This window comes from Butyrivibrio proteoclasticus, from assembly GCF_900115735.1.
GTDB classification, from domain to species: domain Bacteria; phylum Bacillota; class Clostridia; order Lachnospirales; family Lachnospiraceae; genus Butyrivibrio; species Butyrivibrio proteoclasticus_B.
Window position 1 is genome coordinate 100,510 of record NZ_FOXO01000007.1, and the last position, 25,594, is coordinate 126,103.

Sequence of the window (25,594 nt, forward strand, 5' to 3'; positions counted from 1 at the left end):
TTTAGTTTATTTATATAGGTGAGGAGATTATGGAAAACGAAAAATTAAAACCCATGTTATTCACGGCCCTTAAGGGTTATAATGGCAAGCAGTTTGCAACTGATCTTGTTGCGGGAATCATTGTAGCTATCATAGCACTTCCCCTTTCAATTGCACTTGCTCTTGCTTCAGGTGTTGGACCACAGGAAGGTCTTTACACAGCAATCGTTGCCGGATTTATTATTTCATTCCTTGGCGGCAGCAGAGTTCAGATAGCAGGACCGACAGCTGCATTTGCTACTATCGTAGCAGGTATCGTAGCAACAAAGGGAATGGATGGTCTTGCCCTTGCAACTATTTTTGCGGGTGTTTTACTTATTCTGATGGGGGTATTTAAGCTTGGCTCTCTTATAAAATTTATCCCTTATACAATTACAACCGGATTTACAGCAGGTATTGCAGTAACAATTGCAATAGGTCAGGTAAAAGACTTTTTGGGACTTACATATCCTGCCGGAACAGCTACTGTTGAGACAGTTGATAAGGTGGAAGCCATTGTAAAAAATATTGGAACCTTTAACTGCCAGGCACTTCTTGTGGGACTTCTTTGTCTTGCTATCCAGATTGTATGGCCTAAGGTTAATCAGAAGATTCCCGGATCTCTGATAGCAGTTATTGTTGGTATCCTTATTGTTAAATTTGGTGGCCTTCATGTTAATACTATCGGTGATCTTTATGAGATAAGCGGAAAACTTCCTACACCACATATGCCGGCATTTAGCTTTAAAACAATTCAGTCTGTAGCAGGAGATGGATTCACTATAGCAATTCTTGCTGCAATAGAATCTCTTTTGTCTTGTGTTGTTGCTGACAGCATGATCGATTCCAAGCACAGATCTAATATGGAACTTGTTGCCCAGGGTGTTGGTAACATCGGATCAGCTTTATTCGGTGGTATCCCTGCTACAGGCGCTATTGCCAGAACAGCTGCAAACATAAAAAATGGCGGAAGAACTCCTATTGCAGGTATGGTTCATGCAATCTGCCTTGTTTTGGTACTTGTTATTCTTATGCCACTTGCTGCGCTTATTCCTATGCCGACCATCGCATCAATTCTTTTCATGGTTGCTTACAATATGTGTCAGTACAAAACTTTTGTTCATCTGTGCAAAACAGCTCCAAAGAGCGATATTATAGTACTTGTAACTACTTTTGTGCTTACTGTTGTATTTGATCTTGTTGTAGCTATTGAAGTTGGCATGGTTGCAGCTTGTGTTCTTTTCATGAAGAGAATGAGCGAAGAGTCAAGAGTTCGCGGATGGAAGTATTTTGATCCTGAAGATGACCCTGATGGAACAGAGCTTAAGGATATTCCAAAGCACGTAAGAGTATATGAGATTTCAGGACCTATGTTCTTTGGTGATGCTGAGCAGATTGCAGAGATCAGCTTCAAGGACTTCACAAGAGCACTTGTTATCCGTATGCGTGGTGTACCTGCTATCGATGCAACAGCTATGCATTCACTTGAGCAGCTCTATGACAGATGTAAGAAAAATAATGTACAGCTTGTCTTTTCACATGTTAATGAGCAGCCTATGAACACTATGGAAAAAGATGGTTTCGTAGACCTTGTGGGAAGAGAAAACTTTAAACCTCATATTGAGGATGCACTTAAGAGAGCATCTGAAATTTGATGGAAACTGAATAGAACAACAGGGAATGGTTTGTAAATGGAAATAATCACCATTTATAAACCATTTTTTTTGTCACTTTTTTGGTCGAAAAATAGATAAAACCACATTGTAATATCAGATGCACGAGTCTACAATGAATGTATGATGTATACATGATACATCTTATTGGAGGCGGGGCATGAAAAAAACAATTTCTATTCCTTACTACACGTCCACCATGGACATTCATGTGGAAGAGGAGAATCTTAAAGCTGTTATCACAGCAAAAATGCACGAATTTAAAACTGAAAAAACAGAGGTAGAGCTTGTAAAAGAGGCTTTAGAACATCCGATTGGAGTGGCACCACTTTGCGAACTTGCCAAAGGTAAAAAGAAAGTTGTGCTGGTTACAAGTGATCACACCAGAGCTGTGCCTAGTAAAATAACACTTCCATTGGAGCTTGCAGAGATCAGGAAGGGAAGTCCTGATGCTGATATCACGATACTTATTGCCACAGGTCTTCACAGGGCAACAACCGAGGAAGAACAGCGCAGAATGTTTGGCGATGAGATAGTAGATAACGAGAAGATTGCCATCAATAATGCATTTGAGCCGGCTGACTTTGCTGATATGGGAACACTTCCATCAGGCGCTGAATTCCATGTTAATAAGCTCGCGACAGAATGTGACCTTCTTATTTGCGAAGGCTTTATTGAACCTCATTTCTTTGCCGGATTTTCCGGTGGAAGAAAGAGTATTTTGCCTGGAATCTGTTCACAGGAAACTGTAAACATGAATCATTCCTATCAGGCAATAGCCAGTAAGTATGCAAAAACCGGTGTACTTGAGCATAATCCTATACATGAGGATATGTTGTGTGCTGCAAGAAGAGTGAACGTGCAGTTTATCTTAAATGTAGCACTTAACGCTGAGAAAAAAGTTATTGCTGCCTGGGCCGGTGACCTTGAGGCTGCGCATGCACAGGGAGTTAAGTTTATAAGAGAGTGGTCACAGTGCCCTAGCATTACAGGAGATATAGTTGTTACAAGCAATGGAGGCTATCCTCTTGATCAGAACCTTTATCAGAGCCCCAAGGCAGTTGCTACAGCAGAAGCCTGTGCCGGAGAAGACGGCGTGATCATTATGTGTTGCAGCTGTGCTGATGGTATGGGAGGAACTCATTTTGAAAAGCTGATCCAGATGGGAACACCTGAGGAAATTGATGCTTATCTATCCAAAATCCCTGCAAAGGATACGATCCCTGAGCAGTGGTGCCCTCAGATCTATGCAAGGATCCTTCATAAGCACAAAATGATCCTTGTCACAACATATCTTGATCCTGAGACTGTGAAAAAGTGCAACATGATACCAGCAAAAACTCCTGATGAAGCACTTGAGATAGCTTATGGAATAAAAGGAAAAGATGCCAGTGTAGTTGTGATCCCTGACGGGGTAAGTGTACTTGCTGTTGCACCTGAAAATTGAGAAGGAGGGAGTATGGAGGAAGTAAAGATTGCTCTTAAAGTAAATGACCTCGATAATGTCGCCACCATTTTTGCAGAAAATATAACTGATGGAACAGAAGTTGAGATCAGAGATAAAAAGGGCCAAAAGACAAATGTAAAAGTAATTGGAAATGTTCCTTACGGTCATAAGATTGCCGTAAAAGATATAAAGAAAGGCGAGCAGATAACAAAGTACGGCGAGGAAATAGGAGTAGCCACTCATGATATAAAGTTTGGCGAATATGTACACGTTCACAACCTTGATAGCATGAGAGGAAGAGGAGATCTTGAGAAAAAGGGGGATAAGTCATGACAACTTGGAATGGTTATCGAAGAAAAGATGGCTCAGTTGGCTCTAGAAATTATGTGGCTGTCATCCCATCTGTAACCTGCGCAAATGACGTAGCAAATGCCATCTGCAGGGAGGTTCAGGGAACTGTTACCTACATGCATCATCAGGGATGCTGTCAGCTTCCACCTGATCTTGACAGGGTTACAGATACGCTTATCAGTTTGGGGAAAAGCCCTAACGTAGGAGCTGTGCTGATTGTAAGCCTTGGCTGTGAGGGAACCGATCATGCCAGAATGTATGAGGAGCTAAAGGCAACAGGTAAGCCAACAGAAATCATTCACATCCAGGCCCTTGGCGGAGTTTCAAAGGCTATACGAGAGGGAACTGACATAGCAAGAAGACTTGTAATAGAGATCTCAGGCCAGCAAAGGGAAAAGGCTGACGTATCAGAAATAGTAATGGCAATTAAATGCGGCGCTTCTGATACCACCAGCGGAATGGCATCAAACTGCGTTATCGGATATGTGGCTGATAAGCTTGTTGACCTTGGGGCAACAGTAGTCTTTGGCGAGACTACAGAGTTCCTTGGAGGAGAACATCTTTTAGCTAAAAGAGCTGTCAATAAGCAGGTGGCAGATAAAATATATCAGATCGTTACTGAAATGGAGGACAGAGCAAAGAGTATAGGCTGTGATATGAGAAGGGGACAGCCTACACCGGGAAATATTGCAGGAGGTCTTTCAAGTATAGAGGAAAAGAGCCTTGGAGCTATTGTAAAGAGCGGCACAAGACCAATTCAGGGTGTTTTGGAGTATCCGGAACACATTACTGATCAGAAAGGTCTTTGGATAAAGGATACGCCAGGAAGAGAACCTGAAATCCTTACCGGCATGGCTGCAACGGGGGCGCAGTTCATGTGCTTTTCAACAGGACGCGGAGCACCACAGGGGTTCCCTAGCATGCCTGTAATCAAAATCTGTGGCAATCCAAATACTTATGAAAATATGAAGGACGATATGGACCTCAATGCCGGTCTTATCATAACGGGAGAAAAAACTATAGAACAGGTAGGGGAAGAGGCATTTGATAAATTATTGCGGGTACTGAACGGAGAGATGACAAAAAATGAGGCGATTCAGTATTTCAGCGCAATAGACATTCACTGTCTCGGACCTGTTATATAAAATTCACAAAAAGTGAAAGGGGGTTTCTTTTATGAATCCAGTATTAGCAATGCTTATCGGTATTGTTGTGATGATGGTTCTCATCATCTGCACACGTCTTCATCCCTTCCCGGCGATGATCGTGTCTGCTATCTTTATTGCAATCCTTTCAGGAAACGCACTTCTTGTTGGAACAGGTAATGAAGGTGGCAATCTTTTATCAGTTGCAGTAAGCACTGTAACTGGCGGTTTTGGAAGCACCATGACTTCCATTGGTATTGTTATTGGCTTTGGTACAATAATGGGTATTTTTATGGAAAAGAGTGGAGCAGCCAAGAGAATGGCACTTACAATATTAAAACTTGTAGGTGTAAAAAATGCAGATGTTGTTCTTGGACTTACAGGATTTGTTGTTTCTATTCCTGTATTTTGTGACAGCGGTTTTGTAATTCTTTCTTCTCTTGCAAAAGAGTTCTCAAGACTTACCAAGAAATCAATGGTATGGCTTGGCGGTATTCTTGGAATGGGCCTTTACATTACTCATTTCATGGTTCCTCCGACACCCGGACCACTTGCTGTTATCAGCACATTCCAGCAAAATGGCATAACAATTGATCTTGGACTTTTCATTATTGCAGGACTTCTTTTCTCAATTCCTCTTTTCATCGTATCAGTATTCTTATTCCGTTGGTTCGGTGAAAAGTATAAGGACAAATTCGTTGTTCCATCTGAGATTGACAGATCAAAATATACAGCAGATCAGCTTAAGGTTCTCGACAGGATCGAAGCTAAGTTAAATGCAGGAAAAGACCTTGAAAATACAGATTTTGCTGAGCTTCTTTCAACAGAAAAGCTCCCTGGAGCATTTATTTCATTTACAATTCTTCTTTTACCTGTAGTACTCATTCTTTTAAACACATTGGTAGGACAGACAGCACTTAAGGCCACAATGGTCGGACAAATCGTACAGTTCCTTGGAACACCAATCATCGCCCTTTTCATCTCTCTCTGCATTGGTGCATTTGGACTGGCAAAAGACCTTGATAACAAGACTGTAATTGCTATGATGGGAGAAGCTTGTAAGGACGCAGGTCCTATAGTATTTATCACAGCAGCCGGTGGTGCTTTAGGTGCTGTTGTTAAAGCAACAGGTGCAGCTCAGATAATGGCTAACGGAATCGTAGCTATGGGTATTCCTGCAATCCTAGTTCCACTCCTCATTGGAACAATCATGAGATTCCCACAGGGTTCAGGAACAGTTGCAATGATCACAGGTTCAGCAATCGTAGCTCCTATGATGGCTACACTTGGAATCAATCCATATCTTGCAGCTTTGGCAGTCTGCCTTACAGCTATGATGCCTTCATTCCTTAATGACTCTTACTTCCATGTTGTAACTAACTTCTCAGGAATGGACATCAAAACATCTCTAAAGACATGGACAATTTCAACATTTATTATTCCAATCTTTGGATCGATTCTTATAATCATTCTTAGCTTGTTCATTCATTAAGACTATATGCGAAAGATCCGGTCCAAATATACAGACTTTTGGACCGGATTATTTTTTTTAACAGCTCGAAATTTGGTATAATTCTGATGATAAGTATTTTTATCAGAAATCGTATTATATGGGGAAAAAACGTATGCCAACAAAAAAACTGCAGGTAAATACAATAAGTCATCAGGTATATTCTATTATTAAAAAAGCTATTGTTTCAGGGGAGTATGCGCCGGGGTTCTGGCTTCAGGAAGTGGAGCTTTCCAAGGAGCTTGGAGTTAGCAGAAGCCCTGTTCGCGAAGCCCTAAAGCAATTATCTGCAGATGGGCTTGTAAAAGAAATTCCAAATAAGGGGACATTTGTAAGAGAATTTACACAAAAAGAGATAATTGAGATATATGAGATAAGAGAGCTTTTAGAGTCCTACGCTATATTGAACCTTCCAAAAGAGCTTACAAAAGAGCAGCAAAAGAAGCTTACGGATTATAAAAAAGACTTTAAAAAGTACCATAAAGAAGATGATCTGGACATGTATATTGAAGTTGATTCCAAATTTCACAGATTTATCATTGAGTGTTGTGATAACAGTATTCTGATGGAGCTTTACAGAAAAGTCAGGAATATGAATATGCTATTTAGAATATTCTCTTTATCTACAAGAGAACGTTTTGATGAGTCTCAAAAAGAGCATTCAGATATAATTGATAAACTGATAAGTGGTGATTATAAAGGCGCAGACAGGATAAACAAAACTCATCTGACCTATGCAAAGGATACAGCTTTGGAGCACTTGCTTGGAGAATGTTCTAAAGACGATGAGGATGAATAAACAGGCTGCATAAGTATCAATGGGGGAAAACATGGGTATAAGAGAAGATGCAAAAGAAATAATCAATGCTTCAATTGCAAGCGCACTACCTGATAATGCGGTAAAAAAAGCTCTTAAGAAGTTACCTGCATGTGATGGGAAAATATATCTCGTCGCAATAGGTAAAGCTGCCTGGCAGATGACCAAGGCTGCAAAAGATGAACTTGGCGATAAAATTACAGATGGTGTGTGCATTACCAAGTATGATCATGTTAAAGACCAGATAGAAGGGATCAGATGCTTTGAGGCAGGACACCCTGTTCTTGATGAAAACTCTGTAGCTGCAACAAAAGAAGCAGAAAAGCTTGTATCAGGTCTTTCTAAAGATGACTTTGTTATTTTCCTTGTTTCAGGTGGCGGTTCAGCTTTGTTCGAAGATCCCAAGGTTCCACTGTCTGAACTTCAGGATATCAACAAGCAGCTTCTCTCATCGGGAGCAAGTATCACAGAGATAAACACTATAAGAAAGAGACTCTCAAATGTAAAGGGCGGCCGTTTTGCCAAAATGTGCGAACCGGCAACAGTTTTTTCAATTATCCTTTCAGATATAATCGGAGATCCTCTTGATATGATTGCTTCAGGGCCGGCGTATCCTGACTCAGCAACGACTGAGGATGCAACTGGGATCATAAATAAATATAGCCTTAAAGTGATAGAAGATGTGAAAGCTCTTTTAACTGAGGAGACACCAAAAGAGCTATCTAATGTTAAAACTATAGTCACAGGAAGTGTTAAGCAGCTTTGTGCCTCTGCATCCATAAAGGCCAAGGAACTTGGATATGAACCTATTGTCCTGACAGCATGTCTTGACTGTGAAGCAAAGGCAGCAGGGCAGTTTATTTCTGCCATTGCCAGAGAACACTCAAAAGATGGCAAAAAGCTTGCATATATCATGGGCGGTGAGACAGTAGTAAAGCTTACAGGAAAAGGTCTTGGTGGCAGGAACCAAGAGCTTGCCCTGGCTTGTGCAGAAGGCATTGGCGGACTTAAGAACGTATGTGTATTTTCCGTCGGAAGTGATGGAACAGATGGGCCAACAGACGCCGCAGGCGGCATTGTAGATGGCGATACAAAAGAAGCTCTTTTATCAAAAGAAATAACAATATCTGATGTTCTTGCCAATAATGATTCATATAATGCATTAAAGCTCGTAGATGGTCTTGTTATAACAGGCCCCACTGGGACAAACGTTAATGATGTTGCAGTACTGCTGATAGGAGTTTAAGTCAATAAAAATGCTATAAAAGAATATCGTTGTAGATTAGGGAGAGGATTCTTATGTGTGCAATTAGCATATATCAGAGTACTCTCTTTTTGTATATGCGTAAGTAATTGGCACCGTACGCCACTATTGACTGAGTCTGAGAAAAACGCCCTGCAGGCTTTGCCGACGGTGAGGATGATGGGAACAGTAGATTTTCTCGCACCGTCAGATTCAGCATTGTAGCGTTTTCCTCAGAACCCGTCAATGGCAAGCACCTGCGGTGTGGCTAGGTTAAGGTGCCTCAGGATCCAATTCCGAGAACAGTAGGGGTGGCCACTTTCAAGAATATGTAGAGCTATATGCCCGCAGCTCCCAATGTAATTAGAGCTGAGATGCTGCTTTGGGCATATAGCTCGTTTTCAATAGTCCGGCCACCTGCAATCAGACAAGTTTTGGGCTCATAGCCTGATTTCAGACTTTACCCCTCATCATGGTGGCCCGAAGCTTGAAATCGGCCTATAAGCCCATTTGAACTTTCATGAGGGGTGTAACATCGCAAAAAGTTGCTATAAGGACAAAATTGTAAAAATCAGAGGTGACTGGAAGCTTTCCAAATCGCTATATGCTCAAAACAATTATTTCCACTGTATGGATTGTTATACGGACGGAATGACATGGATTTAATTAGCATAAGGATTCATGCAAATCATTACAATGGCTATCTGGGGGCGATTCAAACATTGGATAAATATGGGAGTAGCGGGGATGTAGGATAAAACCGAAAAAACTGTAATACTTATCCCATTCAACCCAAGCCAATTTTCTGAGACGTGGGATAAAACATGAAATTTTATTGAAGTTATCCTACACTTTCAGCCTTCTGAACACTGCGCTTGAATGAAAAGTAGGATAAACGCGATAAAAACAATGGTTTTATCCTACAAACCAGCATAATTGTTAACAAAAATGATAAGAATAGTGGGAGAAAAACCCGCAAAAGTCAAACACTTATCCTACTCATGAGAAAACACACTATACGGAATGTTAAATCCATAGGATAAGATGAACAATAATTAAGCACTTATCCCACATCACTCCGGCATCTTTTTCAACATCTCCGGTTTGTCACAGTGAAATGGGTAAATAGTCATATTTTTAAGCTAACACATCCATCGACAAAATTTTTAGGAAGTGAAAATGGGCATATACGAGAAAAAATGGATTGCCACATCCATTGGATGAGTGAACTGAGACATATGATCAGCTATATGATGGTGCGTGAACTTCAAAAAAGCCGTATATGCCCAAAATCGCAAGTCAAAATCATTGTCGAATGGTGTTGTAAGCTCAAAAATCAGGCTATATTTCCAAAACATAATCTTCGCTCTCTTTACATTGGAAGCCGCAGGTATATAGTTCCAGATTTCCTTGAAAGTAGCCGCCCATACTGTTCTCGGAGTCAGAACCCGAGGTATTAAAACCCAGCCACACCGTAGGTGCTTGCCATTGACGGGTTCTGAGGAAAACGCTACAATGCTGAATCCGACGGTGCGCGAATCTAATTACTGTTCCCATCATCCTCACCGTCGGCAAAGCTGACAAGGCGTTTTCCTCAGGTTCAGTCAATGGTGGCGTACGTAGCCGCAATCTAAAATTTTTAGAGAGTTAGAGAAGTCACTTACGCATATACAAATAAAAAGGATTTTTATTACATATCTTTTTCATTTTGTATCCCTCAACCACTATATGTGGTATAATTACAATATAAGTCATACAAATAGAGGGGGACCTACGCATGAAGAAGATCTACGTACTGGACACCAACGTTTTGATTCAGGCACCACACGCCTTAAAGTGCTTTGATGATAACGAGGTCGTTCTTCCGCTGGTAGTGTTAGAGGAGCTTGACGCCCACAAGAGAGATGAGGGCGAGAGAGGAGCGAATGTACGAGAGGCAATCAGAATTCTCGATCAGCTTCGAGGATCAGGCGATCTGGTTGCAGGTGTAGAGCTTGACAATGGGGGACTTCTTAGAGTTGAAAAGAACTTTAAAGATGTAGAACTCCCTAAGGATATGGCAGATTATAAATCTGATAATCGTATCCTGAAAGTATGTAAGGGTCTAAGTGAGGTATCCAAGTTTCAGGTAATTCTTGTAACTAAGGACATTCTGATGAGGATTAAGGCACAGCTCCTTAGTATTAAGTCAGAGGACTTCACAACAGAACAGGTTGCAGACCATGGCGAGCAGTATAGCGGACGAATATCTGTTTTTGCGCCGGAAGAAATCTTTAAGGATTTCAAGAAAAAAGGTATTCCTGTTGATAAAGTCTATTGCTGTGATGACGATGGAAATCAGTATTCACCTGAGCTGTATGAAAACGAATTTGTTATAGTAAGAGCAGATCAGTCAACTAATAAAACCCAGATGGGCCGTGTATCTAAAGGCTTCATAAAAAAGCTTGAGTTTGAAAAGAGTCAGCCATATGGAGTTAAACCCAGAAATGCCGGACAGTATTTCCTTCAGGAAGCGCTCATGCAGCCTGCTGATGTAGCTCCGCTTGTAATTGTAAAGGGCATGGCTGGTACAGCCAAGACATTTTATTCACTTGCTGTAGGTCTTGAAAAGATGATAAACAGACCGACTGGTGAATATCGAAGGATTCTTGTCTGCAGACCAAACTCTCAGTTTGATGATGATATTGGTTTTCTCCCCGGCGATGAACAGGAGAAGATATCACCTCTTATGAGACCGATTATCGACAACCTTGAGCAGCTCATTGACTCCAATGAAGAAGAGAGATATAAGGATGAAAAAGAGCTGCAGGGAAAGACAGATGAGGTCTTTGAAAGAGGAATCGTTCAGTGTGAAGCATTAAACTTCATCAGAGGAAGGTCAATACTTAAGACCTATCTTATTATTGATGAAGCTCAGAACATGACTCCAACTCAGGCAAAAGGAATCATTACAAGAGCCGGAAAGGACACCAAGATAATCCTTTTAGGTGATCCTAACCAGATAGACAGACCTTTCCTTGATGAGAGGACAAATGGTTTGTCATATGCTTCAGAGCATATGAAGGGAAGTCCTTATGCATGGCAGATATCCCTTTCTGCAGCAGAGTGCGAGAGAAGTAAACTTGCTATGGATGCTATTGAGAGAATGAAGGACAAAAAGTATTTTTAATTGAACAATGCGCTTGATCTGACTGGCTTATGCGTTTTGCATGAGCCAGTTTTTTTATTTCATAGAAGATTCCTTTAAAGCCATCTCCTTTATCAAAGATTAATCAATATTTTATTGACATTATTTTTCAAAAAGGATATTATTTAGAAAAAGAAGTTAGCAATAGCTAACAAGAATCATTATAATTTTCCTAATAAAAAATAAATATTAAATTGTGCAAAACCTGTTGTTGACAAAAAATATCAGTTAGAATAAACTAACATTTGGTTAGCAAGAGGTAACGAAAAGGAGTACTGATATGACATTAAATGAAGCTGTACTTGGTCAAGAGTATGTTGTTACTGGCGTAGATACAGGTGATGATGAGGACATGAAGAGTTTTCTCTTTTCACTTGGATGCTATAGCGGAGAGAAGATCACAGTTGTAGATAAGAAGCGTAATCTTGTAGTTGCAATCAAGGATGCAAGATATAACATCGATCCTGAACTTGCAAGCGCTATTACAATCTGATCATTATCTGAAAGACTGGCATATCAATTTATGCCAGATATTTTTTCACAGGCTGTTAGCCATAAGTAACTTAGTTTGCTCGGATTCATCGTAAGGTGCGTCCCTGATAAATAAAATACAATTAGTTTATTTCAGGAGGAAAAGAAATGAGAATCGCAATGGCTGGTAATCCAAACAGTGGAAAAACTACCATGTACAATGCTCTCACCGGTCGTAATGAAAAAATAGGTAACTGGGCGGGCGTTACAGTAGACAAAAAGGAGAGTCCTATTAAAAAGAGCTTCTATGATGGGGACAAGGAGCTTATCGCTGTAGACCTTCCTGGTGCATATTCAATGTCACCATTTACATCAGAGGAGAGCATCACAAGCGGTTACGTTAAAAATGAGCATCCTGATGCAATCATAAATATTGTTGACGCTACAAACCTTAGCAGAAGCTTATTCTTCACAACACAGCTTCTTGAGCTTGGAATTCCTGTTGTAGTTGCACTTAATAAGACAGATTCCAATGATAAAAAAGGTAACAAGGTTGATGTAAAGACTTTGTCAGAAAAGCTTGGTTGCCCTGTAATAAATACAGTTGCAACATCAGAGACAGGTCTTAAGGACGTTGTTAAGGCTGCTGCAGAGCTTGAAGGAAAAGGACAGAAGGCAGCATATTCAGAAGGAAATATCGACCTTTCTAACAAGTCTGAAGTTGAAGAGGCAGACAGAAAGCGTTTCGAATTTGTAAATAAGATTGTTGCAGATGTTGAAAACCGTAAGGTTCTTACAAAAGATAAGAACATCGGCGATACAATTGATAATATTATTACTCATCCGGTTATCGGTATCGTAGTTTTCGCTGCTATTATGTGGCTTGTATTCTACATCTCACAGACAACAGTAGGTACATGGCTTGCAGATATTCTTGCCGGATGGATCGAAAGCTTCCAGGGATGGGTTGGAGATGCTATGGCAGATGCTAATCCACTTCTTTATGCCCTTCTTGTTGATGGTATTATCGGTGGTGTTGGTGCCGTAGTAGGTTTCCTTCCACTTGTTATGGTTATGTACTTCCTCATCGCTCTTTTAGAGGATTGCGGATATATGTCAAGAGCAACAGTAGTTCTTGATCCTATCTTCAAGAGAGTAGGTCTTTCAGGTAAGTCTGTAATTCCTATGATCATTGGTACAGGTTGTGGTATCCCTGCTATCATGGCATGCAGAACTATCAGAAATGAGAGAGAAAGACGTGCAACAGCTATGCTTGCAACTTTCATGCCATGTGGTGCTAAGCTTCCTGTTATAGCTCTTTTTGCAGGCGCATTCTTCCCTGAATCAAAATGGGTTAGCTTCATCTGCTACATGGGTGGTATCCTCCTTATCCTTTTAGGAGCTCTTCTCATCAAGGCTGTTACAGGTATGAAGTACAGAAAGTCATTCTTTATCATTGAGCTTCCTGAGTACAAGGTTCCAAGTCTTACATTTGCACTTAAGTCAATGCTTGAAAGAGGTAAGGCTTATATCGTTAAGGCAGGAACAGTTATCTTAGTATGTAACACAGTAGTTCAGATCATGCAGACATTTGACTTCTCATTCCAGCCTGTTGAAGAGGGAATGGAGAGCACATCAATCCTTGCAGGCGTAGCAGGACCATTTGCTTATCTTCTTGTTCCTGTAGTTGGTATCGTAAGCTGGCAGCTTGCTGCAGCAGCTATCACAGGCTTTATTGCAAAAGAGAACGTTGTAGGAACAATCGCTACAGTTTATGCTATCTCTAACCTCATTGATACAGAGGAACTTGAGCTTATCGGTGAAGGAAATGCAGTAGCAGCAGTTATGGGAATAACAAAGGTTGCAGCACTTGCATATCTTATGTTTAACTTATATACACCACCATGTTTCGCAGCACTTGGTGCTATGAACTCTGAAATGAAATCTGCTAAGTGGCTTTGGGGTGCGATCGCTCTCCAGCTTGCAACAGGATTTACAGTTGGATTCCTTGTATACCAGATTGGTACACTTATCACAACAGGTTCTTTTGGAACAGGCTTTGTAGGCGGACTTGTTGCAGTAGCAGTATTTGCAGCAATTATCACATATATCATCAAGAGAAATCAGAAACAGATGGTACTTGAGTACAAACTTGGCTGATATTTAAAAGCAATTGTTAGTTAGGAGTTATCATGATAGATATTTTAATCTCAATTATAATCTTACTTTGTGTTGGACTTGCTGTTTTCTATATCTATAAGGAAAAGAAAAAGGGCACACACTGCATAGGTTGTCCAATGGCGGGAAACTGCAGCAAAGCAAAAGCATGTAGCTCTTTAACAAAAAAACAATGATCAGATGTCTAGTGTCTTGTCAGGCAGATAAGGCACTAGATTTGTATTAGAATCTGTTGGAGGTAACAGTTTGAACGTTTCCAATATAATAATTATTCTGGTTATTTCTGTGATCCTTTTCTTTGCTGTCAGAGGTACGATCCAGCACATGAAGGGAGAGGGATCATGCTGTGGAGGCCCCAAAGAAAAAGCTCCCAAAAAGAAAATTCCCGGAAAACCTTTGTCCAAACTTAAAGTGACGATAGAGGGCATGCACTGTGATAACTGTAAGAACAGGGTTGAAAGAAAACTTGATGAGCTGGACGGGGTAGTGGCAAAAGTTAAGTTATCCCAAAAGGCGGCGTATGTTTCTTTATATAAGGAGATTCCTGAAAGCCTTATTTGTGACACCATAACTAAGGCTGGCTATGAAGTTATAAGTGTGGAGGCACTATAAGGAGGGGGAGCAGTAGTATGAGCAGTGAACAGGTTATAGACAGACTTAAACAAAACGGATGCCGTATTACCAAGCAGAGAAAACTGATAGTTGATGTTATTATGGGAAATGACCATTCTTCCTGTAAAGATATATATTATAAGGTCATGGCAAAGGACAACAGCGTAGGAATGGCTACTGTCTACAGAATGATCCGGGTACTTGAAGATATTGGAGTGATAAACAGGATCGATATGATCGAGATCAATAATGAAAACAGAGGATAACAGGTATTTTGCCTGTTATTCTTTTTTTGGTTATAATGCTACGTATGAATAACAGCTATAGAGAAATCAGATTTAAATTAAAAATAGAAGATGGAGTTATGAGAGCGGGCGATATAATGCGTGAAAGATTAAAGCTCTCAAGCAGGGAAGTAACGAGGTGCAAACTCTTTGAAGACGGCGTTATGTGTGAAGGAAAGGCTGTAAGGATCATTGATGAAATAAAGCCGGGACAGGAGCTTGTAGTCAGGATCTATGAAGATACAGACAATGCTTCAGAAATTGTTCCAAGTGATGATCCAATAGATATAGTCTATGAAGATGAAGATATTGTTGTAGTCAATAAGCAGGGGAATGTGGTTGTTCATCCCTCATACTGCCACTTTACGGATTCACTGAGCAATGCACTAATGGGGTATTACAACAGAACCGGTCAGAATCACGTTATAAGAGTGATTGGCCGACTTGACAGGGAAACATCGGGACTTATTATTTTTGCCAAGAACAGATACAGCGCAGCGCTTCTTTCTGAACAGTGCCTTGATATGTCCAGGAGAAAAGAGTACCTTGCTCTTTGCGATGGAGTTTTTTCTGAAAAGCAAGGAACCATAGACGCTCCAATATGGGAAAATCCCAAGGAGAAAATGGTCAGGGAAGTAAGAGATGACGGGAAAAGAGCTGTCACTCATTACAAGGTTGAAAAACAGTTTGACGATTTTGCTCTTGTGAGACTTAAACTCGATACGGGAAGAACACATCAGATAAGAGTACACATGTCTTATATTGGACATCCATTACTGGGAGACAGCCTCTACGGAAAAGAAATAGCTGATAATCATGGAATGGAGAGAGCGGCTCTTCATGCATGTGAACTTTTATTCTTACAGCCGATTTCAGGACAGGAGCTGCGTTTTTTGGCACCGATGCCTGATGATATGAAAATGGTAATAAAAAATGAAGAGTGACCTTTATGATCATTCTTCATTTTTTTATTTTAATCCTTTTTTGATTATGTCTTTGCCATATGCAGAAGTGAGCTTCTGTGTCATGGCATCAAGTTTTTTTCGTTTTTCTTCTGATATGGAAGACTCTTTTACCGATTCAGAAGTCAGTGGCATGATGTCCTCGAAGAGATTGAGCTGATGGAAACTTCCATCATCCATTTTGCTGACACCAACTCCTACAAGTCTTATTACCTCACCTTTTATGAAAAGGCCGTTATCACCAAGAAGAAGTTTATCAGCAAGTTCTTTTGCATGTTTAAGGATCTTATCAGCATCATTTATGGAGCTTTCAAGTCCCATCTGGCAGGAATGTCTTTTAAAATTCCCTGTTTTTACGCTCACTGTGACAGTTTTCCCGTAAACATTATCTCTTTTCAGTCTCCTTGAAACGCTTTCGGAGAGCCATTTAAGGATGCCTCCTATATCTTTGTCATAGTTATCGGCATTTAGGTCATAGGACAGAGTGGTCTCATTGGAATAGCTCTTGGCATCGTCATATTCGTCAGAAACATTGCTGCTTCCGATTCCGTTGGCACTTGCGTAAATGTATTTACCGCCGTTTTCACCAAGGATACTGCACAAAAAAGTCAGTTCGCTGTTTGCAGCATCTCCAATAGTTCTGATGCCTATGCTCTCAAGCCTTTCTGCAGTGGCCTTGCCACAGCCAAAGAGGTCTCTTATAGGAAGCGGCCACATTTTGGATGGGACTTCATCAGGAAAAAGAGTGTGTACTCTGTCAGGCTTTTGAAAATCACTGGCCATTTTGGCGAGAAGTTTATTATTGGAAATACCGACGTTGACAGTAAATCCAAGGCTGGTTTTTACTTCGTCCTTTATGGCATAGGCAATTGACAGTGGAAAGGGATGCTCACTAGTCTCTAAATGCCTGTAAAGATTCCTTGTACCTGAAAAATCAACATATGCCTCGTCTACAGAAACCTGTTCCACAAGCGGAGAATACTTTTTCAAAATGTCGATGAAAGCGTGAGAGTAGCGCCTATAGGTGGCAAAGTCTGAAGGAACCATGACGAGTTTAGGACATTTCTGAAGCGCTTTTATTACTGGCTCACCTGTGACAATTCCATACTTTTTGGCAGGGATTGATTTGGCAGTAATGATGCCATGCCTTGAATTGACATCGCCTCCAACAGCAGAGGGAATTGTCCTAAGATCGATGCTTCCTGGTTCTTCCTCAAGCTTTTTTAAAGCTGACCATGAAAGAAAAGCAGAGTTGACGTCTATGTGAAATATTATTTTTTCATTTTCGGATTGATTAAACTCATTCATAACAATATAATACGCCGAACAAAAGTTCGACGCAATGATTCTTTTGTATGTTTTTATTAGTCATCATTCCCAGATATTTGTGGGCTTCTTTTTGCTTTTTACGCCCCACACAACAACAAGTATTGCGCATATGACGTTTACGGATACTGCAACTATTGTTTCTTCAACACCAAACTCAACACTGTAGAAAAAACTGTCTGTTGCTGTTGATGCATCTAGTTTGAATAATGAAAACCTGGATACAAGGCCACTGTTTGGAAGTCCAAAAACAATACTCTGCGTATAGTTCCATGCTGCATGGGCTGCCATTGGCATCCATAAGCTGTCACAATAATAGACCATTACTGAATAACATATACCTACAGTAACTATGGAAACAATAGCTAAAGTGCTGACGCCTGGATTAGCAATGTGCAAAAAGCCAAAAAACATAGCGTTTACGATAATTGCTACAGCTGGGTGGCGGTAACCTCTTCGTATTCTCTGATAGAGAAATCCTCTGCATAAAAGTTCTTCTGCTGATGACTGTATAAATACTGCTATGAAAATGCCCAAAAGTGCAAAGAAATTGGCTCCTGAGAAATAGAGATAAATATCTTTGTGTAAGACAGCAAGAAGAATGCAGAAACCATTCATGACAAAACCGATCAAAAGGCCAATTCCGAGGTGTTTTAATGTATTTCCCTTACATTTTTTCCAGACTGCTCCGAATATTGGTCTGTTTGAAGGAATAAGACACCACAGAAAAATAACTATCCAAATGCCAATAAAACTGGCGTACATAGCAAGAAAAGCGACATAATCATAATTGGTATCATTGATTATCATTGATGCAGGATAATTGATAATAAGACTTCCTACTATATTGCCTAAAACTATAAGAAAATATGCAAGAATGAAAGGAATAAGAATGAAATCATTCAATTTGAAGTTGTCTGTGTGATAGCTTTTGATAAAACTAATAAGTTTGTTTTCTTTTTTCTCCATATAAATTTTCTCCTCATAAAAAATGTTACTACTTAAAATTATCGTATATTTGTTATGCATTAGCAAATGATTTATAATATTTGTGAAGGGGAGAAAATATGGTAAAGAAAGTAATAAGAATTGTTGCACTAATTATCTGTCTGGTCATAATTGTCTATGAAGGAGTGATGATCTATGTTGATCAGAAGGAGTATCAGGTTGCTTCTGATGAATACGACGAGATAAGAAGTGTGGCTGTCGATTATATTCCGGAAGATGAAGCGGAGATAGTCGATTATCCTGTGCTTAATATCAACTTTGGTAAGCTTGAAGAGATAAATCCTGACGTCACTGCCTGGATTTATTTTCCATGTCTTGAAATAAGTTATCCTGTGGTAAAAGAGTCTGAGGTTGATGAATATCTTTATAAGACCTTTGAACTTGAAAAAAATAAGGCAGGATGTATTTTTGAGGACGTTATGAGTGATGCGGGATTTAACGGGTATCATGACATTGTATTTGGTCATAATATGAAAGATAAATCCATGTTTGGCAGGTTAAAAGACCTTTATCAAAAGGGAAATGAATCCCTTCTTGAGGATAATCCATATATTTACATATATACTAAGGACCACGTATATCAGTACAGAGTATTTGCTTATTACATCACTAAAGTTGGAAGCGGTGCTTATTCAGTAGTTTCAAATCTTGATGAGTATAAAGATTTTATTTCTTTTATCCAGACTCATTCAGCATATAAGATTCCTTCAGACCTTGACCTTGAAAGCGGGAACAGTATTCTCACACTTTCTACCTGCAGTGGAAGGGCAGGAGGCAGTCAGAGGTTTGTGGTTCACTCATTAAAAGTGAATGCATGGGAAAAATAATTTCATTTCTTAATAAAAACTTTGAATATTTATTATTGATTTAGAAAAATGTTATCTGTTATTCATTGAATGAACTATGGCGTTAAGGTACCATGGTATTAGGAATAAGTATTAAATTCACAGGAGTGTGTTTATGAGAAAAATAAAAAAATATATTGCTTTGGTGGTGGCTGGTGTTTTGGCCTGTACGTTTGTTGCCTGCGGAGCTGTTAAAGAAGGGGCAATCGATGATCAGGCTGCAACCAGAGGAATCCACGAAGGTGAAGGTGAAATTTATATTGATGATGAAGCAATTGCTCTTGCAGGATCTGCTGCATCAAGTCAGGCGGCATTGGATGCCTGTACTGCAGTATTTAATCTCATGAATCAGCAGAGAGCAGCACAGGGACTTGCAGCACTTGTTTGGAGCGATGCTCTTACAGATGCAGCTCAGGTTCGTGCCAATGAGATTACAACTTCTTTTTCACATACAAGACCTGATGGTTCAGCATTCTGGACAGTTAACAGTAACGTTCAGTATGGTGAGAATCTTGCAAAGCTCTATCAGTCAGCAGATAGTGTTTACGCAGCATGGATGAATTCACCAACCCATGCCGCAAACATTATGGACAGCGGATACAAAACAGTCGGTATTGCCATTTGCCAGACAGGCGACGGCAGCTGGTACTGGGCACAAGAATTTGGCTATTAATGAGCCATGCATAACTAGAAAAATTAGAGTTGTTGGGAGCTTGCTCACATACAACTCTATATTTTTATAGTTATATACGGCGAAGCCGCTCCAGCGAGGAACTAAAGTTCCGAGCGGGAGGCATGGCGGAGTGAATGCCATTAGGAAGTAGCACGGTAGTGCGGATTCCGAATGGTGTTTAGGATTACGAAAGCGAAGTAATCCGTACTTAATATCCGTATATTGAAAGACGTAAATGTGATACAATTATCTCATGAGGGAGGTACACTATTATGTTTGGAAAATCATCAAAAGACATCTATGTAAACAAAGAGACAACTCCGATTTCAGTATCAGGAGCCAACGACAATCCTTACATGCAGGAGATGCTTAGAAATGAAGAAAAGCGTCGTGTAAAACATGGGGATGATATTTACTACAGACAAAACGGATACATAAAATAACTTATTACAAAGAAAAAGGGCGCTGCGAGGATGATGTTCATCCAGGCAGCCGCCCTTCATTTTTTACTCTCTTTAGTGTGATACTACATCGCCTTCTGAATATTTCTCATCACAGTATTTGCAGCGATAAATCTCATTCTTTTCATCTGCAAGGTAAAAAATCTGTGGAAGTTCCTGTTCAATTGAAGAAATACACCTTGGATTATGGCATTTGATTACACCTTCAATCTGCTTTGGAAGAACGAGAGATCTTTTCTCTATTATCTGACCGTCCTTTATTACATTTACAGTAATATTGTGATCAATAAAGGCAAGAACATCAAGGTCAAGTGAATCGATATCGCATTCGATTTTAAGAATGTCTTTTTTGCCCATTAGTTTACTTTTTGCATTTTTAATTATGGCTACTGTTGAATCAAGTTTATCAAGGCCCAGATGCTTGTATATCTGCATGCTTTTTCCTGCCTGAATATGATCCAGAACAAAGCCTTCTTCAAGTTTTCCAATATTTAACATAATTTCCTCTTTCTGTAGGTGTGATGTATCTATATGAGTGGTATATTAGAATTTTCTAAGTAAGTCATGGTTCATATGAGCGTCTGTCATATCAAGCAAAGTAAGGATTAGAGCCATTCTTACATAGAGTCCGTATTGAACCTGCTTGAAATATGCTGCTCTAGGATCGGAATCGATTTCAACTGAAATTTCATTTACACGTGGAAGAGGATGGAGAATATACATTTTTTCTTTTGCCAGAGCCATCTTAGCTTTATCGAGTATATAGAAGTTCTTCAATCTGATATAATCCTCTTCATTGAAGAATCTTTCCTTCTGAACTCTTGTCATGTACAGGAAATCAAGGCGAGGCATTACCTCTTCAAGCTTTATTACTTCTTCGTAGGTTATCCCCTTGGAATCAAGCATTTCTGTTATATAATCGGGTACTTTAAGTTCTTTTGGTGAAATGAAAATGAAATGAATGCCGCTATATCTTGTAAGGGCATTTATTAAAGAATGGACAGTACGACCAAATTTAAGGTCTCCACAAAGTCCGATGGTGAAATTATTAAGTCCGCCATATAAAGATCTGATAGTTAATAAATCTGTAAGTGTCTGAGTGGGATGTTGGTGACCACCGTCACCTGCATTGATAACAGGAATAAGAGATTTAGAAGCTGCAACCATTGGAGCACCTTCCTTTGGATGACGCATCGCACATATATCTGCGAAACAGGAAATAACTCTTATAGTGTCGGAAACACTTTCGCCCTTGGCGGCTGAAGAATTACTGGCATCTGCAAAGCCCAGACACTTACCTCCAAGTCGTAACATTGCAGTTTCAAAACTAAGTCTCGTTCTGGTACTTGGTTCGTAGAAACAGGTGGCCAATATCTTACCATCGCACATATGTGCGTATTTATCCATGTTTCTTTCGATGTCACCAGCAACATCGAACAGAGCCTCTAGCTCGTCAACCGAGAAATCTAGAGGATTCATCATGTGTCGCAAATTATTCATACCGTCTCCTCATTTGAATATATTGTTAATCGCACCTGTCTAATTTAGAACAAATAATGAAGCAGGTGCAGATCCATCCAAAGGCATATGATACATCACATCGTCCTGTCCGTAAACCTTAAAATATATAAAACGTGATGTTAAATTTATGCTGTTAACGACCCCTTCATAAAGATCGACCTTTCCTGAACCATCCAAACCACATCTTCGAAGGGCGGGAGAGTCTGTATTTGAATATGAGTAGTATATATACTGGTCATTTAAATTGAAGCAGTCAACTCTGTCTGAAGTAATAAGTTCAGTCTCGCCTGAATACAGATTAGTTCTCCAAAGACTGTAATTTGAGTCACCATTTAAATAATAAATATATCCATAGTGAACAATTGGAAAGAAGCAGTGACCGGAAAGTACATCTTTTATGGCATCACCATTTTGAGTGTCCATAGAATGAATAGCATGGTCATTATCAACACCTGTGTAATAAATGATTCCACTGTCATAGCATACAGGTGAGATCATTTCAGATGATACAAGGGTTTTATTCTTTTTATCCACTCTTATCTTATTGAGAGATCCGCCATCTGTTTTTACCTGATAATATACATATTCTCCGCAAAGAGACAGTTCACCACAGAAATCACGTAAAAGACATGTCTGATCTCCACCGTTTATCTTGCATCTGTAGATTCCGTACTGATTGGTGGCATTACCAAGTCCGCCTACACCTTTTCCTACTGAAGTTGAGTCCATATAAAAATATAATAATCCGTTTGCACCATTGATATATTTTACGCCCATACTTGTAAGACGCTTTGGCTTTGTCTCATCAAGGTTCATTGAATACAGACAGTTGCTATCATATGGATTGGAAAAATAGACATTGCCGTCCATTTCAAAAAAATATCCATTATTGTGGAGATTACCGGCTGAATTGCCGGAATCAGAAGAAGACATAGGAATTTGGTGTCCGTGGATATACAAAGCCAACGTTCCTACAGTTAACAGCGCAATGATAGAAACAACAATAATTGCTCTTTTACTCATGTGCTTCACCCCTCATCAGAAATAACCCTACAATCATTATATGCGTGTTATTTCTTGCTATCAAGGGATAATTAAGCTAAACTTTATGTTATGAGATTGTAAAAAAAATTACTTGGAGTGTTAATCATGGACTTAAATGAACTGCGAAATGAGATTGATGTTGTAGACAGGCAGATAGTTGAGCTTTTTGAAAAAAGAATGGATATTGCTTCCCGAGTTGCTGATTACAAGATAGCAAACGGAAAAAAAGTATTTGATAAAGAGCGTGAAGATATAAAGCTTAGGGCTGTAAAAGAGCTTGCACATTCTGATTTTAATAAAGTGGGCGTAGAAGAGCTTTTTTCACAGCTTATGTCCATGAGTAGAAAGCTTCAGTACCAAAAACTTTCTGAGGCTGGAGCATCAGGAAAACTTCCTTTCATGCAGGTTGACGGAATAGACAAAGAAACTTCCAGGGTTTGTTATCAGGGAGCGGCAGGATCTTATTCAGAAATGGCTATGAACGCATTTTTTGGGGATAAGGTAAATGCAATCTCTGTAGAGACCTTCAGAGATGCCATGTCTGTTCTGGAGGATGGAAGCTGCGATTTTGCAGTACTTCCCATTGAAAATTCCACTGCGGGAATAGTGAGTGAGATATATGATCTTTTGGCTGAGTATGAGCATTATATTGTCGGAGAGCAGATAATAGAGATAAAGCATTGTCTTTTAGGTGTTCCGGGGGCAAAGCTTGAGGATATAAAAACAGTTTATTCTCATCCTCAGTCTCTTATGCAGAGTGCAAGGTTTTTGTCAGAGCATAGCGATATTCAGCAGATAAGTATGAAAAACAACGCTTTTGCAGCCAGAAAAGTTGCAGAGGATAAGGACATTACAAAGGCGGCTATTGCAAGTGAGAAGGCTGCAGAAGTTTATGGACTTGATGTCCTTTTAAAAGGTGTGAATCAGGCAGATTCCAACTCCACCAGATTCATAGTAGTAACCAATCAGAAAATTTTTTGCAAAGATGCTAAAAAGGTCAGTCTAATCATGGAGATACCTCACGAGACTGGAGCTCTTTATCATCTGATGTCACATTTTATATATAATGATCTTAATATGAGCAAGATTGAGTCTCGGCCTATTGAGGACAGAAACTGGGAGTACAGATTTTTTATCGATTTTGAGGGAAATCTGTCTGACAGCGCAGTGAAGAATGCTTTAAGAGGCCTTAGGGAAGAAGCAAAAATGCTCAGGATCCTTGGAAATTATTGATAAAGGAAGGTATTTTCTTTATGATGGGTGAAGTTTTTGCAGCAGTTGATGTTGGTTCGTATGAGATTGCACTTAAGATATTTGAACTGTCTATGGACAGGGGGGTTCATGAAATAGACTATATCAGACATAGAATGGATATTGGAAGTGAGACTTATGCTTCCGGTCATATATCTTCAGCTCATGTTGATGAGATGATAAGGATACTTTCTGAGTATAAAAAGATAATGAGAAGCTATGATGTTACTCATTATCAGGCCTATGGGACGAGTGCCTTAAGAGAAACATCCGACATTCTTATTGTAAGGGACCTTATCGAGCAGAGAACCGGTATTCATATCGATATCTTAAGTAACTCCGAGCAGAGGTTTTTGGATTATAAATCAATCGCTTTAAAATATGATCAGTTTGAGGAAGTTATTTCCAGACCAACAGCGATTGTCGATATAGGTGGCGGCAGCATTCAGATATCATTATTTGAAAAGGATGCGCTTTTTGCTACGCAGAATCTGAAAATGGGTGTTCTTCGTCTTCACACGGCAATGAAGCAGGTTCAGGCCACAAGAGCAAGGTCCATGGAACTAATTCCTGAACTTGTTAATTCACAGCTTCAGGTTTTTGCAAAAATGCATATGAAGGATAAGAAGATAGAGAATATTATACTAATTGATGACTATGTTTCACCTCTTATTCAGAAGATTGACCGGGCAAAAAAAGATTGCGGAAGTGTTACAGGGAAGGAGTTTAAGAAATTTATAGAAAAAGGAGCATCTGTGAGTGATCAGCAGGTTGCAAAGATGCTCACCATACCTGAAGATAATGTTCCGTTATTGTTTGTTTCCAGTGCTCTGATAAAGTGTATTCTAGATATTACAAAGGCAGAGAACATTTGGGCGCCGGGAATAACTCTTTGTGACGGAATTGCCTATGAATATGCAGATAAAAAGAATTATATAAAATCGCCCCATGATTTTGAGCAGGATATCATCGCATGTTCTCAGAATATATCTAAAAGATTTCTTGGAAGTAAGTCAAGAAGAGAGACTCTTCAGAAAATTGCACTTACCATTTTTGACAGTACGATGGAACTTCATGGTCTTTCAAAGAGGGACAGGCTCCTTCTTAATATCGCAACTATTCTTCATGACTGCGGTAAATATATAAGCCTTGTGTATCTGGGTGACTGCTGTTATAACATCATAATGTCTACAGAAATCATAGGTCTTTCACATATAGAAAGGGCTATAGTGGCCAACGTTGTAAGATTCAATCATGAGGAATTTGAGTATTATAATGGTGGAAATGGTCATTATATGGGATTTTCAAGAGAGGATTACCTTAGAATGACCAAACTTACTGCAATAATGAGGGTAGCTAACGGCCTTGACAGAACTCATAAGCAGAAGTTTAAAGATGTAACTGTTAAGCTTAAGGACAAAAAGCTCATTATAAACGTGGATACTATGGCAGATACAACTCTTGAAAAGGGAATGTTTGGCAACAGAGCCAGTTTTTTTGAGGAGGTATTTGGTGTAAAGCCTGTTATCCGTCAGAAAATAATGTTGTGATGATAGTGAGGGGATAT

24 protein-coding genes are annotated in these 25,594 nt (G+C 39.6%); 19 read left to right on the top strand and 5 right to left on the bottom strand.

Features of this window, described 5'->3' with window-relative positions; genetic code table 11:
• The first annotated feature begins 29 nt into the window (after positions 1 to 29).
• The 14 genes from BM146_RS06155 (at position 30) to BM146_RS06225 (ending at position 15,880) form a co-directional block, all read left to right on the top strand.
• On the top strand, positions 30 to 1,673 hold the full coding sequence (locus tag BM146_RS06155) for a SulP family inorganic anion transporter (protein WP_074885916.1): 1,644 nt from the start codon (positions 30 to 32) through the stop codon (positions 1,671 to 1,673).
• Positions 1,674 to 1,851: 178 nt separating this feature from the next.
• The gene (gene larA / locus BM146_RS06160) at positions 1,852 to 3,138 is read left to right on the top strand and encodes a nickel-dependent lactate racemase (protein WP_022774153.1); all 1,287 of its coding nucleotides are present in this window, start codon (positions 1,852 to 1,854) and stop codon (positions 3,136 to 3,138) included.
• A 12-nt stretch (positions 3,139 to 3,150) separates the two neighbouring features.
• A complete protein-coding gene (locus BM146_RS06165; protein WP_074885919.1) occupies positions 3,151 to 3,471 on the top strand; it encodes a UxaA family hydrolase in 321 nt (106 codons plus the stop codon).
• Positions 3,468 to 4,634, top strand: a complete 1,167-nt coding sequence (locus BM146_RS06170) for a UxaA family hydrolase (RefSeq protein WP_074885921.1) — start codon at positions 3,468 to 3,470, stop codon at positions 4,632 to 4,634. The genes BM146_RS06165 and BM146_RS06170 overlap by 4 nt, the downstream gene beginning before the upstream one ends.
• Before the next feature lie 31 nt (positions 4,635 to 4,665).
• Entirely contained in the window at positions 4,666 to 6,126 is a 1,461-nt protein-coding gene (locus BM146_RS06175) for a GntP family permease (protein WP_074885924.1), read from the top strand.
• Positions 6,127 to 6,259: 133 nt separating this feature from the next.
• A complete protein-coding gene (locus tag BM146_RS06180) occupies positions 6,260 to 6,943 on the top strand; it encodes a GntR family transcriptional regulator (protein WP_074885927.1) in 684 nt (227 codons plus the stop codon).
• A 31-nt stretch (positions 6,944 to 6,974) separates the two neighbouring features.
• Positions 6,975 to 8,207 carry a glycerate kinase type-2 family protein gene (locus tag BM146_RS06185; protein ID WP_074885930.1) on the top strand — a complete coding sequence of 411 codons (1,233 nt, stop codon included), beginning with the start codon at positions 6,975 to 6,977 and terminating at the stop codon, positions 8,205 to 8,207.
• 1,774 nt (positions 8,208 to 9,981) lie between these two features.
• A complete protein-coding gene (locus tag BM146_RS06195; RefSeq protein ID WP_074885935.1) occupies positions 9,982 to 11,373 on the top strand; it encodes a PhoH family protein in 1,392 nt (463 codons plus the stop codon).
• A 298-nt stretch (positions 11,374 to 11,671) separates the two neighbouring features.
• Positions 11,672 to 11,884: a FeoA family protein gene (locus BM146_RS06200; protein WP_074885938.1), complete on the top strand. Its 213-nt coding sequence runs from the start codon at positions 11,672 to 11,674 to the stop codon at positions 11,882 to 11,884.
• A 146-nt stretch (positions 11,885 to 12,030) separates the two neighbouring features.
• On the top strand, positions 12,031 to 14,022 hold the full coding sequence (gene feoB / locus BM146_RS06205) for a ferrous iron transporter B (RefSeq protein WP_074885941.1): 1,992 nt from the start codon (positions 12,031 to 12,033) through the stop codon (positions 14,020 to 14,022).
• Between the two features lie 32 nt (positions 14,023 to 14,054).
• Positions 14,055 to 14,216: a FeoB-associated Cys-rich membrane protein gene (locus tag BM146_RS06210; RefSeq protein ID WP_074885944.1), complete on the top strand. Its 162-nt coding sequence runs from the start codon at positions 14,055 to 14,057 to the stop codon at positions 14,214 to 14,216.
• Positions 14,217 to 14,286: 70 nt separating this feature from the next.
• Positions 14,287 to 14,652 (top strand): heavy-metal-associated domain-containing protein, encoded by a 366-nt coding sequence (locus BM146_RS06215; protein ID WP_074885948.1) that lies wholly within the window; start codon positions 14,287 to 14,289, stop codon positions 14,650 to 14,652.
• Between the two features lie 17 nt (positions 14,653 to 14,669).
• Positions 14,670 to 14,918: a Fur family transcriptional regulator gene (locus BM146_RS06220; protein WP_022775057.1), complete on the top strand. Its 249-nt coding sequence runs from the start codon at positions 14,670 to 14,672 to the stop codon at positions 14,916 to 14,918.
• A 44-nt stretch (positions 14,919 to 14,962) separates the two neighbouring features.
• Positions 14,963 to 15,880 (top strand): RluA family pseudouridine synthase, encoded by a 918-nt coding sequence (locus tag BM146_RS06225; protein ID WP_074886070.1) that lies wholly within the window; start codon positions 14,963 to 14,965, stop codon positions 15,878 to 15,880.
• 24 nt (positions 15,881 to 15,904) lie between these two features.
• Here the strand turns inward: BM146_RS06225 and BM146_RS06230 are convergent, their stop codons facing one another.
• Together BM146_RS06230 and BM146_RS06235 are read right to left on the bottom strand one after the other, a co-directional pair.
• Complete coding sequence (locus tag BM146_RS06230) at positions 15,905 to 17,206, bottom strand: DNA polymerase Y family protein (protein WP_074885951.1); 1,302 nt, start codon at positions 17,204 to 17,206, stop codon at positions 15,905 to 15,907.
• 63 nt (positions 17,207 to 17,269) lie between these two features.
• Positions 17,270 to 18,193: a CPBP family intramembrane glutamic endopeptidase gene (locus BM146_RS06235; RefSeq protein ID WP_177201606.1), complete on the bottom strand. Its 924-nt coding sequence runs from the start codon at positions 18,191 to 18,193 to the stop codon at positions 17,270 to 17,272.
• A gap of 98 nt (positions 18,194 to 18,291) precedes the next feature.
• Here BM146_RS06235 and BM146_RS06240 point away from each other — a divergent pair, with 98 nt between their 5' ends.
• The 3 genes from BM146_RS06240 (at position 18,292) to BM146_RS19405 (ending at position 20,193) form a co-directional block, all read left to right on the top strand.
• The gene (locus tag BM146_RS06240; RefSeq protein ID WP_074885954.1) at positions 18,292 to 19,059 is read left to right on the top strand and encodes a class B sortase; all 768 of its coding nucleotides are present in this window, start codon (positions 18,292 to 18,294) and stop codon (positions 19,057 to 19,059) included.
• A 133-nt stretch (positions 19,060 to 19,192) separates the two neighbouring features.
• The gene (locus BM146_RS06245; protein ID WP_083413425.1) at positions 19,193 to 19,750 is read left to right on the top strand and encodes a CAP domain-containing protein; all 558 of its coding nucleotides are present in this window, start codon (positions 19,193 to 19,195) and stop codon (positions 19,748 to 19,750) included.
• Between the two features lie 272 nt (positions 19,751 to 20,022).
• Entirely contained in the window at positions 20,023 to 20,193 is a 171-nt protein-coding gene (locus BM146_RS19405; protein ID WP_177201607.1) for a hypothetical protein, read from the top strand.
• 72 nt (positions 20,194 to 20,265) lie between these two features.
• Here BM146_RS19405 and BM146_RS06250 read toward each other — a convergent pair whose 3' ends face one another.
• Genes BM146_RS06250 through BM146_RS06260 form a run of 3 tightly spaced genes read right to left on the bottom strand, consistent with a single transcriptional unit; the run spans position 20,266 to position 22,755 of the window.
• Positions 20,266 to 20,709, bottom strand: a complete 444-nt coding sequence (locus BM146_RS06250; RefSeq protein ID WP_074885956.1) for an aspartate carbamoyltransferase regulatory subunit — start codon at positions 20,707 to 20,709, stop codon at positions 20,266 to 20,268.
• 45 nt (positions 20,710 to 20,754) lie between these two features.
• Entirely contained in the window at positions 20,755 to 21,702 is a 948-nt protein-coding gene (gene pyrB, locus BM146_RS06255; RefSeq protein WP_074886077.1) for an aspartate carbamoyltransferase, read from the bottom strand.
• Between the two features lie 48 nt (positions 21,703 to 21,750).
• Entirely contained in the window at positions 21,751 to 22,755 is a 1,005-nt protein-coding gene (locus BM146_RS06260; RefSeq protein ID WP_074885959.1) for a DUF5050 domain-containing protein, read from the bottom strand.
• A 126-nt stretch (positions 22,756 to 22,881) separates the two neighbouring features.
• On the opposite strand from BM146_RS06260, the gene pheA reads away from it, so the two are divergent.
• Both pheA and BM146_RS06270 read left to right on the top strand, forming a co-directional pair.
• Positions 22,882 to 24,009, top strand: a complete 1,128-nt coding sequence (gene pheA, locus BM146_RS06265) for a prephenate dehydratase (RefSeq protein WP_074885962.1) — start codon at positions 22,882 to 22,884, stop codon at positions 24,007 to 24,009.
• Positions 24,010 to 24,029: 20 nt separating this feature from the next.
• A complete protein-coding gene (locus BM146_RS06270) occupies positions 24,030 to 25,577 on the top strand; it encodes a Ppx/GppA phosphatase family protein (protein ID WP_074885965.1) in 1,548 nt (515 codons plus the stop codon).
• The last annotated feature ends 17 nt before the right edge of the window (positions 25,578 to 25,594 follow it).